The organism is Blastocatellia bacterium, from assembly GCA_035573895.1.
GTDB lineage: Bacteria > Acidobacteriota > Blastocatellia > HR10 > HR10 > DATLZR01.
The window spans coordinates 1-12,223 of sequence record DATLZR010000127.1; the positions used below are offsets into that span (position 1 = coordinate 1).

General features: G+C 59.6%; 10 protein-coding genes. 6 read left to right on the plus strand and 4 right to left on the minus strand.

Translation table 11 applies throughout. The features are described 5' to 3' along the window. Positions 1-905, minus strand: a 905-nt coding sequence (locus VNM72_11465; protein ID HXF06017.1) for an AMP-binding protein, incomplete at its 3' end; no start/stop codon positions are given. A 326-nt stretch (positions 906-1,231) separates the two neighbouring features. Here VNM72_11465 and VNM72_11470 point away from each other — a divergent pair. The 5 genes from VNM72_11470 (at position 1,232) to VNM72_11490 (ending at position 7,562) form a co-directional block, all read left to right on the plus strand. After that, the gene (locus tag VNM72_11470) at positions 1,232-4,339 is read left to right on the plus strand and encodes a M14 family zinc carboxypeptidase (GenBank protein HXF06018.1); all 3,108 of its coding nucleotides are present in this window, start codon (positions 1,232-1,234) and stop codon (positions 4,337-4,339) included. Positions 4,340-4,956: 617 nt separating this feature from the next. Then, on the plus strand, positions 4,957-5,550 hold the full coding sequence (locus VNM72_11475; protein HXF06019.1) for a thymidine kinase: 594 nt from the start codon (positions 4,957-4,959) through the stop codon (positions 5,548-5,550). Positions 5,551-5,586: 36 nt separating this feature from the next. Next, positions 5,587-6,171 (plus strand): mechanosensitive ion channel domain-containing protein, encoded by a 585-nt coding sequence (locus VNM72_11480; protein HXF06020.1) that lies wholly within the window; start codon positions 5,587-5,589, stop codon positions 6,169-6,171. Then, entirely contained in the window at positions 6,168-6,713 is a 546-nt protein-coding gene (locus tag VNM72_11485) for a redoxin domain-containing protein (protein HXF06021.1), read from the plus strand. The genes VNM72_11480 and VNM72_11485 overlap by 4 nt, the downstream gene beginning before the upstream one ends. Before the next feature lie 132 nt (positions 6,714-6,845). Further along, entirely contained in the window at positions 6,846-7,562 is a 717-nt protein-coding gene (locus VNM72_11490; GenBank protein ID HXF06022.1) for a YIP1 family protein, read from the plus strand. A gap of 165 nt (positions 7,563-7,727) precedes the next feature. On the opposite strand, the gene VNM72_11495 is transcribed toward VNM72_11490, so the two are convergent. The 3 genes from VNM72_11495 to VNM72_11505 all read right to left on the minus strand — a co-directional run bounded on the left by VNM72_11495 (position 7,728) and on the right by VNM72_11505 (position 10,524). Next, a complete protein-coding gene (locus VNM72_11495) occupies positions 7,728-8,648 on the minus strand; it encodes a VWA domain-containing protein (GenBank protein HXF06023.1) in 921 nt (306 codons plus the stop codon). Between the two features lie 165 nt (positions 8,649-8,813). Continuing rightward, complete coding sequence (locus VNM72_11500; protein HXF06024.1) at positions 8,814-9,083, minus strand: FmdB family zinc ribbon protein; 270 nt, start codon at positions 9,081-9,083, stop codon at positions 8,814-8,816. Between the two features lie 121 nt (positions 9,084-9,204). After that, on the minus strand, positions 9,205-10,524 hold the full coding sequence (locus VNM72_11505) for a cation:proton antiporter (protein ID HXF06025.1): 1,320 nt from the start codon (positions 10,522-10,524) through the stop codon (positions 9,205-9,207). 540 nt (positions 10,525-11,064) lie between these two features. On the opposite strand from VNM72_11505, the gene VNM72_11510 reads away from it, so the two are divergent. Further along, the coding region (locus VNM72_11510; protein HXF06026.1) for a radical SAM protein at positions 11,065-12,223 on the plus strand (1,159 nt) is incomplete at its 3' end.

Below are 12,223 nucleotides of genomic sequence, written 5' to 3' on the forward strand. Positions count from 1 at the left end.
GCCAGTTCCGCCGGTAACGCTTCGCCCGCCGAAACGCACAGCCGCAGCGAATGCGTATCGAGCGCGTTTCCCTCTCGGTGGAAGTCGAGCAGCATCTTGTAGGTCACCGGCACGCCAAAAAAGAGCGTCGGATGGTAGCGAGAGAAGATATGCTGAATGACCGGTGGCGTCGGTTTTTCCCTGCAGAGGATAACCGAGGCCTTACAGGCCAGCGGCGCTGAGAGGCTGTTGCCCAACCCATAGGCAAAAGGTAAGCGCGAGGCGGAGAAGATTCGATCCTCAGGGCGAACGTCGAGAACCTGACGAATATAGGTCTCGACCGTGTAAGGGATATCGCTGTGGGTGTGAATGGCCCCTTTGGGTTGGCCCGTGCTGCCGGAGGTGTAGAGGAGAAAGGCCGGGGTTTCCGAATCAACCGGGGAAGGATACGGCTGAGGGAGCGGACCAGTGGAAGCTGTCGCCAAATCACCGACGTGTTTATCAGCGAGAGGCTCCGGCACTCCTCCGCCCTGGCGATTCACAACGAGAATCCACTGCAGGGCGTCGAGCCGAGCAAGCCTCGGTCCGAGGCTTTCCATGAGAGCCCATTCCACGACGAGCCCTCGCGCCCCACAATCGGAGAGGATGAAGGTGATCTCGTCCTGACCGAGTGCCGGATTGAGGGGAACAGCGATAGCCCCGAGGGAGCAGATGGCCAGGAAGCTGTAGATGAACTCAGGCGAGTCCCAGAGTAAGAGGCCCACCCGCTCGCCCGGCTCCAGACCCGCCGCGACGAATTTCGCTGCCGTCTGGCGTGATCGCTCGCCAACCTCTCTGTGGCTGATCACCTCATCGCCATAATAAAGAGCCGGTTGCTCCGATGTCTCTCGGAAAAAATAATCAAAAAGGTTTTCCGTCCCCGACATTGAGATCGCTCCCTGATTTTCTTTTCAGCGCAATGGCCTTCCGACCGGCCAGCTCCAGGATAAAAAGATCCCTCCGGGCCCGAAAGCCCCTGGCAACAGATCGAGGAGGATCGCTCCGAGCGGGACGCTCGGTCAGCGCCGTCAACGGGAAAGACGTCCGAGTGGCTCCTTTCATTGCCTTCCTCCGAGGCGTGTATTATCTTCCAGGGCCCGCTCTCCAAGCAACCGAGACGTAACCGGGGGAGCGATCTGCTCGTATATGCCGATGCGCACGTGGTGGAAGCCGCATGCCTCGGAGAAAATAACGTAAGGAGGGATGACGAGTCATGAGAAGGGGCAAAACTCTACTCATCCGGGTGATCACGCGCTCGTGGCGGAGAACTGCCCGAAAGGTGATCCTCTCTCTCATATCCATCATCGTGGTGGTGGGTCAGACTCCTCTGACGCCCGCCACACAAAAAGCGAGAACGGCAAAGGAGACGGCGAAGCCCGCCTCCACCGAGCAAAAACAAGACGAAGGATATACGGCAAAAATTCGTGAGTATACGACCGAACCCTTCTTCCTCACGGAGCTGGTGGATCATCTCCCCGCGTCCGATACCGTGCCCACACCGGAGAAGGTCCTCGGCTATGTCATCGGGACGCCCAACAAATTGACCTACACCAAGGACATCTATCGCTACATGCGCGAGCTGGAAAAAGCCACGCCGCGCGTGAAGGTCTTCACCATCGGCTACTCGGAGGAAGGCCGCGAGACGATTCTCGTCGCCATCTCCGACGAAGCCAATATGAAGAAGCTCGACCGCTACAAAGAAATCACGGCCAAGCTGGCCGATCCTCGAAAAATCAGCGAAGCCGAGGCCAAACAGCTCATCGCCGAAGGGCTCCCGTTCTATTGGGCTTCCGGGAGCATTCATTCGCCGGAGACAGGGTCCCCGGAGATGCTCATGGAGCTGGCCTATCGGCTGGCAGTGGAAGAAACGCCGTTCATCCAGGAGATCCGCAAGAACTCGATTGTTCTCATCACCCCGGTGGTGGAGGTGGACGGTCGGGATCGCCAGGTTGACCTTTACAACTATCGCAAGGCGAATCCGGGCAAACCGGCTCCCAACCTCATCTATTGGGGTAAGTATGTCGCCCACGACAACAATCGTGACATGATGTCCATGGCGCTGGAGCTGAGCCGCATCATGATGCGCACATTCCTGGAGTGGCACCCTCAGGTTCTTCACGATCTCCATGAATCAGTGCCCTTCCTGTACACCTCGACCGGCACCGGGCCCTACAATGCCTGGCTCGACCCGATAGTGATTAATGAGTGGCACTTGCTCGCCTATCATGAGATCGAAGAGATGACCAAGCGCGGGGTGCCGGGAGTTTGGACGCACGGTTTCTACGATGGCTGGGCACCGAACTACATGTTTTATGTGGCCAACGGTCACAACTCGATCGGGCGCTTCTATGAGACTTTCGGCGGACGCGGCGCCGACACCGGGGAACGAACTGTCCCGGCCAATCAAACGACGCGCACCTGGTATCGTCCGAATCCACCGCTGCCGCGCGTGCGCTGGTCCATCCGCAACAACATCAACCTCCAGCAGAGCGCCCTGCTTCTGGCCATGAACTTCGTGGCCAGGAACCGGCAGCGATTCCTGGAGAATTTCTACCTCAAGAGCAAACGCGCCGTCGCCAAAGCGACGAACGAGGGTCCCGCCGCCTGGGTGATCCCGGCGGATGATCCCCGCCCGGTCGAATGCGCTGAACTGGTGAACCTGCTCCAGCTTCAGGGAGTGGAAGTGCACAAAGCCGATCAAGAAATTGAGGTGACGGTGAGAGAAGGCCGCGAGGAAAAGAAGCGAAAGTTTCCCGCTGGAAGTTACATCATCCGCATGGATCAACCCTACAGTCGCATGGCTGATATGCTGCTCGACACGCAGTATTTCAACGTCTCCGATCCGCGCCCCTATGATGATACCGGCTGGTCGCTCGGAGCACTGAAGAACGTTACCACCGTGCGCGTCACCGACACCTCGATTTTGAAAGCGCCGATGACGCTGCTCCGCGGCAAGGCGGTCGTACAGGGCAAAATCCTGGGCGCGGCAGGGACGGCGGGCTTTATCATCAATCACAACACCGATAACACGCTGGCCACCTTCCGTTTCCGACTCAAAGACGTAACCATGTATGCCGCTGAAGAGCCGTTCAAAGCTCTGGATCGAGATTTCGCCGCCGGATCCTTCATCATCAAGACCGAAGGGAATCCGCCCGATCTGCGCGCGAGAATCGAACAAGCCGCTCAGGAATTGGGACTGACCGTCTATGCCGTTGACGAGTTGCCGAAAGTCCCCATGCACCCGCTGGCCGTTCCGAGAATCGCGCTGGTTCACACCTGGACGAATACCCAGGATGAAGGATGGTTCCGCATCGCCTTTGATCGGCTCCAGATTCCCTACGACTACATCTCGGTTCACGTCATCCGCGATACACCCAACCTGCGAGACAAATACGACGTGATCATCCTCGGCCCGGTCAGAGGGACGGCTCAGTCCATCGTCAACGGGATTCCGAAACGCGGAGACCCGATCCCCTGGAAAAAGAGCGATCTCACTCCGAATATCGGAACATCGCCCGATCAGACCGATGACATTCGCGGAGGGATCGAACTCGAGGGCATGGTCAATCTCAAACGATTTATCGAGCAGGGCGGGTTGTTCGTCACCATCGCCGGGAATGCTTCAGTGCCCATTGACTATGGTCTGATTCAGGGCGTCTCCATCGTTCAAACGCGCGAGTTGCAGGCGCGCGGGAGCGTCTTCAACACGGTTGTGGCTGATCGGCGAAGTCCCATCGCCTACGGTTACGGTGACAGGCTCGCCGTCTACTTCAACCAGGCCCCGGTCTTCCAGGTGAGCGCAACAGGGGGGATCGGCTTTGGCGGAGGAGGTGGAGGTGGCGCCGGCCAGGTTCAGCAGCCGGAGTCTCGACCAAGTGGACGCGGCTCCCTGACCGATCCCGATATTCCGCAGGGTCGGCCCTTCATACAACCACAGTCTCCTCCTCCGGTGCGTCCGGGCGAGGAGCCGCCGATCCCCGAAGAAGTGCGGGAATTCGCCGGCAACCTCATTCCGCCGCCCGAAGAGCGTCCTCGCGTCATTCTTCGCTTTGCCGATGAGCGCAATCTGCTGGTAGCCGGAATGCTCGCCGGAGGGCGCGAGCTGGCCAACCGTCCGGCGGTCATTGACGTTCCCGTCGGCAAGGGCCATGTCCTCCTTTTCGCCAACAATCCCATGTGGCGACAGCAAACGCAGGGAAGTTTCTTCCTCCTGTTCAACGCCATGCTCAACTACAACTATCTCCACGTGGGGCGACCGACAGGACGGCGGGCTGCTCCTGCCGAAAGCGAAGAGGACGACCTCCTTGCGGAAATCCATTAAAAGCGGAGCGCTGACGTTCGCGCTCTGACCTATCGTCATGCACGCCGGGGGAAAGCCCGCGCGGCTTTCCCCCGCTGATGGTCCGTCCCGCAAATCACTCCCGCTTATCCGAGTCCCACTGCGTCATCGGGTGCGTTGTCCACACCATTGCCGGGAAGTCTCAGGATCAAACCATTCGTGGGCGGGTAGCGTCCCGGTCAAATTCGGTGGCGTGCTGATGGCATAAAAGGAAACATCAGCAGGAGAGAACATATGAGCCTGGCCGTGAAAGTCACTGGACCGGAGGGCGAGGAGACATTGCCCGTCTTCCTGCCGCGCATCCCCGGCTTCTGGATGAATGTGGAGCCTCTTGCCGGATGAGTTGAGTCGCTTAGAGCAGATTCTGATCCATTCGTGCCCGCGCCGCCCCGACCGCACCAAAAGTGAGAGATCCCGACAGGATGAAAAGAACGCCAGGAACCAATGAGGAGCGTCTGTGCGGACCGAGCCATCCCGGTGTTCACACTTTCCGTCTTCGGAACGTCAAATTTATTGTGCTCCCTCGTCTGGAGAGATAGCGGACTCTTTTCGAGCTGAGCAGCTCTCGTGCTACAATTGCGCCGCGAGGTGACAGGACAATGAACGTTGTTCGGGGAGATGTCGGATGGATCGAGGTGATCTGTGGGGGGATGTTCAGCGGCAAGAGCGAGGAGCTGATTCGCCGGCTCCGGCGCGCGCAAATTGCCCGCCAACGAGTCCAGGTCTTCAAACCGGCCATTGACTCGCGCTATAGCGACTCGGAAATCGTGTCCCACAGCCAGTGGCGGATCGAAGCTGAGGTCGTCAACTCGGCGCGGGAGATTCTGGAGCGCGTGCGCGAAGACACGGAAGTCGTGGGGATTGATGAGGGGCAGTTTTTCGATCTCGATCTGGTGGACGTGTGCACGACCCTGGCGAATTCGGGCAAGCGGGTGATCGTGGCCGGACTGGAACAGGATTATCTGGGGAAGCCGTTTGAACCGATGCCCCAGCTTCTCGCCGTCGCCGAGTACGTTACCAAGACGTTGGCCATCTGCGTCCGTTGTGGTAATCCGGCCAATTTCTCCCAGCGACTTGTGCCGAGCACGGAGCGCGTCCTCGTCGGAGCGTCGGGCATCTATGAACCGCGCTGCCGGAAATGTTTCGTTCCGGGGATCGCTCAGAACGAGGATGCCGCAAGGGCCAGCTCGTGAGCCCAAACGATCATGGCGGGCTTCCTGTCTCCCAGCGTGTGGCTGAAAATTGCCAGCAAGATTGGCGAGCTGATCGTCATTATCCTCGTGGCGCGAGTGACTCTGGTCGTGGCCGAGCGCATTCTGCACCGGGTCGTTCATCACTCCCGCCGATTTTCCCCGCGGGCAGCTGAGCGTCGCGCCCTGACGTTGATCGCCATGGTGCGGAGTCTCCTCAAGTACCTCATCATCATCGTAACCTTTCTCATCATCCTGGGGCGGCTGGGGGTCTCGACTGCTTCGTTGATCACCGGAAGCGCCATTGCCGGGTTGGCCATCACCTTCGGGGCGCAGCATGTCATCCGCGACCTCTTCAGCGGTATTGCTCTGCTTATCGAGGATGCGTTCTCCATCGGCGATCGCGTGACCGTCGCCGGCGTCACAGGCGAGGTCATCGAGATGGGACTCCGGATGGTGAAGCTGCGCGGAGATAACGGCGTGCTTCACTTCGTCCCCTACGGGGCCATCCAGGCGGTGAGCAACCACACGCGTATGCTCGGCGCGACGACCACGGGCATGGAATCGAAGGTTGCGGTGGAATCGGTTGCACCCGCACCAGCGGAACCGGAGGACATGTTGTGAGAGACCACGCGTGGACGCGAAACCGGATGCTCGCTCTCGTGATCGTCGGTGCCCTCGCCGGGGTGATGATCTACGCGCTCTGGCGTCTGTCCCAATCACTTCAGCGCGAGCAGGCCCTCGGTGTGGGAAGCCCTTTCCCGGTCATCACCGTCGAGCCGTTGACCGGCGATAAGGAGACCATGCGCCTGCCGGCGGGGAAGAAAACTCTCATCGTCTTCTTTCGCTGGAACTGTCCTCATTGCGTGAGCGAGCTTGTCCGACTCGACCGCGCCTGCCGTCAAATTCCCCCAGCGAAACTCGACTGCGTGGCTCTCGCCTTCGATAGCGAAAGGGAAACAAGGGCCTGGTGGCTGCAAAGCGGATTACAGATGGAGGGGGCGTTCGTGCGCGATCCGGAGTTCATACGTCGCTCTCTGGATTGGTTGACGGCCGTTCCCCTCGTCTTCCTCGTGGACGAGAGAGGGATCATCACCTACAAGCGCGCGGGCGAACGAAGCGAGGAGTATGATGGGAAACTGCTGCGTGACTTCGCGCACAGGTGATCGAGGGGATAGGCGCCGGAGGTCAAAGATGATCCCGACGAGGAGACGCCGATCCGACTCCTTTGCCCGACGCGCACGACAGTGGCTCTCTCCGAGCGACGTGCCCAATTACCCGATGAGGGAGCGAACGGGATGAACAATACCCACCCCGTGAGTAAACCACGACGGCAGATTCTCGCGCAGGCATTGTTTCACCCTCGCGCTCTCGCTGTGACTCTTGAGAGCGATCCCCGCTGGGGATACCCCGCCGCACTCATCATCCTGACGACGGTCGTCCTCGATCTGCTCGCCTTGCCGCTTTTTCTTCGCGCCCTCCCTCAAATGGCTCCATCCGGCCTGAGTCCGGAAATGGTCGCGGAACTGGTCGAGCGGTCGCGCATTCTCAAACCCACGCAAATTCTCCTGTCGCCGTTCGGTCTTCTGGCGAAGTGGGCGATCACGGCGTTCCTCCTCCGCCTCATGGCCACGCTCATGAACCGACCTGTTCATTTCAGGAAGCTCCTGGCGCTCGTCGTTTACGCCAATGTGGTTCATCTTCTGGAAACGGTCACTAAAAACCTCCTTCTCTGGTCGGGTTATGTGGCGACGGGGGCGATTGATCTCAATCCTCCGGTGGGCGTGGATGCGCTGGTTCATCCGTCGGGGGTGGTCGGTTCAACGCTCCTCCGATACGCCAACCCCTTCGAGGTCTGGTTTCTCGCGGTGTTGATTCGAGGAGTCGCCTCTCTGGCGGGCACAACTTCGGTGCGGGGAACTGCGATCGTGCTCCCCACCTGGGGATTCTGGCTGGCGGCTGATCTGGCCCTGGCCCTGGTGAGAGAAATTCTCACGCGACAGCTCGGCATCTGAGCCCGTTCTGAGAATTACTGCCGGTCACCGAAGGTTCAACGAATCGGCGTCACCCGTACTCATCGGCGGAGGGTGGTCACAGGTTCCGTCTGTCCCCACGGTGACACGATCACTCATTCCCGAAATCAGGCGAGGGGATGGGGACGAACTGCCGAAGGGATCGGATCAGTACTTTTCTCCCGGATGCAGGAGCTTGGTGCGAAGCTTGACTTTAGGATCGTTGGGGATGAGCAGGATTCGCCGTGTGTTGAGCGGATTGATGCCCTGGGGCTTGTAGACGAGCTGATACCAGCGGTCGCTCACTTCTTCGAGAATCTCGCGGGCGGCGCGGGCCTCTTCTTTGATCGGGTAGATCTTCCCGCCCGTTCGTTCGGTGAGCAGGCGCAGCGCCTCTTCGGGCTTGAGGGCCTTGCGTCGCGCAGCACCCCGGGTGCGATCCTCAAGCTGGAGCGCATAGACGACGACGTTCTCCCGGGCGAGGTGTGCCAGAACATCCTCGGCAGGCATGACGCTCTCCCGGTCAAATCCATCGGAGACCAAAATGATGATCCGTTTAGAGTGGCCGACCTGCTGACGAAGCGCGTCATCGAGCGTCGCTTGCAGGGCATCCCACATCTTCGGCGAGCGTTCCTTTTTGAAGCGAGTGGCCGCCAGCTCCAGTTTGGTGCGATCGGCGGTGAAGTCTTCGAATACCTCAGCCGTTTCGTTGTAGCCGACGAGCATCATTTCGTCGCCCTCGTAGAGGCTGGCAGCGAAGTCCTTCACAATCTGCAGCACACGCTCCCCATCGAGCTTGAGCGATTCCGAGCTGTCAATCAGCAGGACGATCCGCGCCGCGGAGTAATCGGGTGTGAGCGATTCGATCTGCTGGGGAATGCCGGCGTCGTAGAGTTCGACCCTATCGCGTGTGAGCTGGAAATCTTTCCCCCCGGGTGCTTGCTCGACGATGACGTTCACAATGACCGATGCGCCCGAGCGCTCAAGGGGCGACCGGCGGCCGGCTTGCGGGACGGCCGCCCACACTTCTGCGGCAAGGATCACCGGGATCAGGGTCGCGAGCAAAATCTTCCCCGGCTCAGACAGCATTTCCTCCTCTGCGGGAAGAACTCGCTGCCGTCGCGGTATCATGAGTAATACCTCGTCGGTTCCGGAAGTATGCGCACGCCAGCTCCAGAACCGCTGACTCCATGGTTTCCTGGACGGGCCCTCGCTGGCCTCGTCACCGGAAACAGACGTGACCAGGTCCGAAGACTACTCAGTGGTGCTGCCTTTACCTGATGAAGAGCCGTTGCTTTTGCTGCGGGAGGAATCCGATCCTGAATCGCTTGTGTCAGAGCGGCCTTTGCGAGCGTAGTCGGTGACGTACCAGCCGGACCCCTTGAAGACAAAGCTGCTGGCTGAAATCAACTTCTCCAGCCGACCGCCACATTTTTTGCACCGAACGAGCGCTTTGTCGTTCATGCGCTGCAAGACTTCAAGGCGATCACCGCATCGGCCACACAGGTATTCATAGATCGGCATGGCACCACCTCCTGAAACATCTGTGACTTTGAGACGGGACATTGTAGCAGACCAATTTTCGCCGGCTCAAGGCTCAGGCGGAGACGCGGATTCGCCCGCGGAGGACGCCGCAGCACCCCGCTCACTCCGAGGCTCCGCGAGCGAGCGCCCACGCGAGCAAGGGAGGCGTGAGCAGCGTCGTGGCCATGACCATGATGACGGCAGCAGAAAACGTCGAGACAGTCACCACCGGCTCTCCATTGAGTCGCAGGGTCATGCCGATGCTGGCAAAAATAAGCCCGACCTCTCCTCGGGGGATCATCCCCAGGCCGATGGCCAATCGGTTCAACCCTCGCTCCACCACAGCCAATCCGCACACCTGCTTGCCCAGAATAGCCGCCAGGGTCAACAAGGCAGCAAATCCCAGGATGTTGAGCTGTCCGAGCGCGGCCAGATCAACCCGAATCCCCATTAAGACGAAGAACATCGGCACGAGCACCGTGGTGAGAGGTCGCAGCAGCTCTTCAATCGTGTGCTCACCACGATCGAGAAAGTCCCGATAGTGGACGGGATCCAGAATCAATCCTGCCGCAAATGCTCCCACAATGGTGGCCAGCCCGATGGCATGGGCCAGGTAGGCGAGCGTGAAGCAGAAGACGAGACTCGTCACGAGCAACATCCCATGCACCCGCAACCGGGATGCCACACCGAACAATTTCGGCGAAAGATAAAGTCCAGTGATCACAGCTCCCGCGAGGAACAGCACTGCCTTGGCGATGATCCAGGCGACACCACTCAGGGGCAATCCGCCACTGCCGCGATTGGCCGCCAGGATCATTCCACTGACCACCGCGAGAACGAGCAGCCCCAGGACGTCATCAATGACCGCCGCTCCCAGGATGATGCGGGCCTCTTTGGTCCTCACCTTCCCCAGGTCGCGTAAGACTCGCGCGGTGATCCCGACACTCGTCGCGCACAGCACCGCCCCGATGTAGATATGAACAAGCCGCCCTTCGTGAGGAAGGAACCAGGCGGCGACGCCCCAGCCCAGCACCATCGGAGCGATGACGCCCGCCGTGGCCACAAGCAGTGACGACAGACCCACCCTGATCATCTCCTTCACATTCGACTCCAGCCCCACTTCAAACAGCAAGAGGATCACTCCGATTTCCGCCAGAACAGCAATCACCTCCTCAGTTTTCAAAAAGTCCAACCCGTGGAAGCCGAAGAGACCGAGATTGCCGATGATCACTCCGGCAATCAATTCACCGAGCACGGCGGGCTGACGAAGGCGCTCAAAGAGTTCGCCTCCCAGCTTGGCGGCTACCAGAATCACGATAATCGAAATGAGAACGGACGCGATCGCCTCCCCGTGATTCTCCCCGGGGTCCGCCGCGAGAGCGACCGTCGGAATCAACAGGCTCAAAGACAAAAGTCCGAATTGCGCCGGAAGTTTTCCCATAAGGGCATAGAATCTACAAGAAAGGGGATGACTTTGCTACCGTCGAACTCCGGCAGAAAGAGGCGTCGGGCTCTTCGCGCAACCGTGATCCCGCACACCAGCGGAGGAATCTCACGCTCTGAGTTTTCTCCGCCACTGCTGGACAGATGCCGAGGAGTCAGGTACTATCGTTTCGGCCATGAGTGAGAGAGGGCGCGAAATGGAGACCCCTTATGCCGATCGCCTGAACAGAAGCGACTTCCGGAGACCCGGATCACAGGCAACACAGGCCGTCAATGATCGGCCCTCCTTCACAAGACGAATGTCGAAGCCGATCGCAATGATCCCGTTGCCGCACCGGCATGAGAATTCCGCCCACACCCGCGCCGCGACCGCCGCCGGCATGGAGCGGGGCGTCTGGCCGTCAGAACATGATAAGAACAGATGGCGCGTCTGTGATCCTTCCCCGGGAAAGTTACTCGTGGAGCGGAAGGTCGCGCGGACATTTCCGTCGGCGAAAGGACACAGGCTCGAAACTCGGCATCACGCAGGAGGACGATTGTGTTGAAGAAGAAGTTGAGAATTGGGCTCATCGAACTTCCCGCCACCGTGGATGGTCGGCTCAATGGCAAGCTGGCCAGAGATGTCTATTCTCTTTTTCGATTCCCGGCCCGAGGGATTCCGATTTTGACCGGTATCGTGCAGCAGGCGGGCTATACGAATCTCGTCGTGATCAATCCGAAATACCGCAATCGAGAGGGACGCCTCACGGCGGCGGACTTTCAGGCACTGGCCGCGTGCGACGTCGTCGGTATTTCCGCGATCACGCGAACGGCCCCGCAATCGTACGAACTGGCCGATGAACTCAAGCGCGTCAATCCCCGGATCAAAATCATCTTCGGGGGGCCGCATACCACAACGTTGCCGGAGGAAGCCCTTCAGCACGGTGACCTCGTGGTGCTGCACGAGGGCGATCACACGATCCGCGACGTCATGGACCGACTCGAGGATAGCCTCGATATGCCGGAACTGTCGGATGTTCCCGGTCTCGTCTTCAAGACGCCGGAGGGCGAGATCGTGCGCACGGCCGACCGTCCGTTCCTCACGCCGGAGGAATTATCGGCGTTACCCTTCCCCGTCTTCGCTCCCGAAGAGCTACGGGCCATCAGCCACAACGTCATTACCACCTCGCGCGGCTGCCCGTACCAGTGCGAGTTCTGCGACGTCATCGTCAACTTTGGCGGTCAGTTTCGCTTCATGGATGACGACCGCGTGATCGAACTGATCAAGTACGTCACCGGCCTCAAACCGACGCCGCTCTTTTTCGGCGATGACATTTTCACCGCCAACAAGAAGCGAACCCAGCGCCTGCTGGAGCGCATTCTCCGCGAGGGGATCAGGATGCCGCGTTGGGCGCATCAGGATCGGGTCGAATCGGCCCGGGATATGGAGGTGCTCTGGCTCAAGAAGCGGGCCAACTGCAACTACGTCATGATCGGATTGGAGTCGGTCAACCCCGACACGCTCAAGCTCTACAACAAACATGCGACGGTGGAGAAAAATCGGCTGGCCGTCGAGGCCTATCACCGCGTGGGCATCAAGGTTCATGGGATGTTCGTCCTCGGCTCCGATGCCGATACGCCGGAAACGATTCGCCAGACGCTCGAATGGGCCAAGAAGATGAAGCTCGAAACCGCACAATTTTTCGCCCTCACGGCGG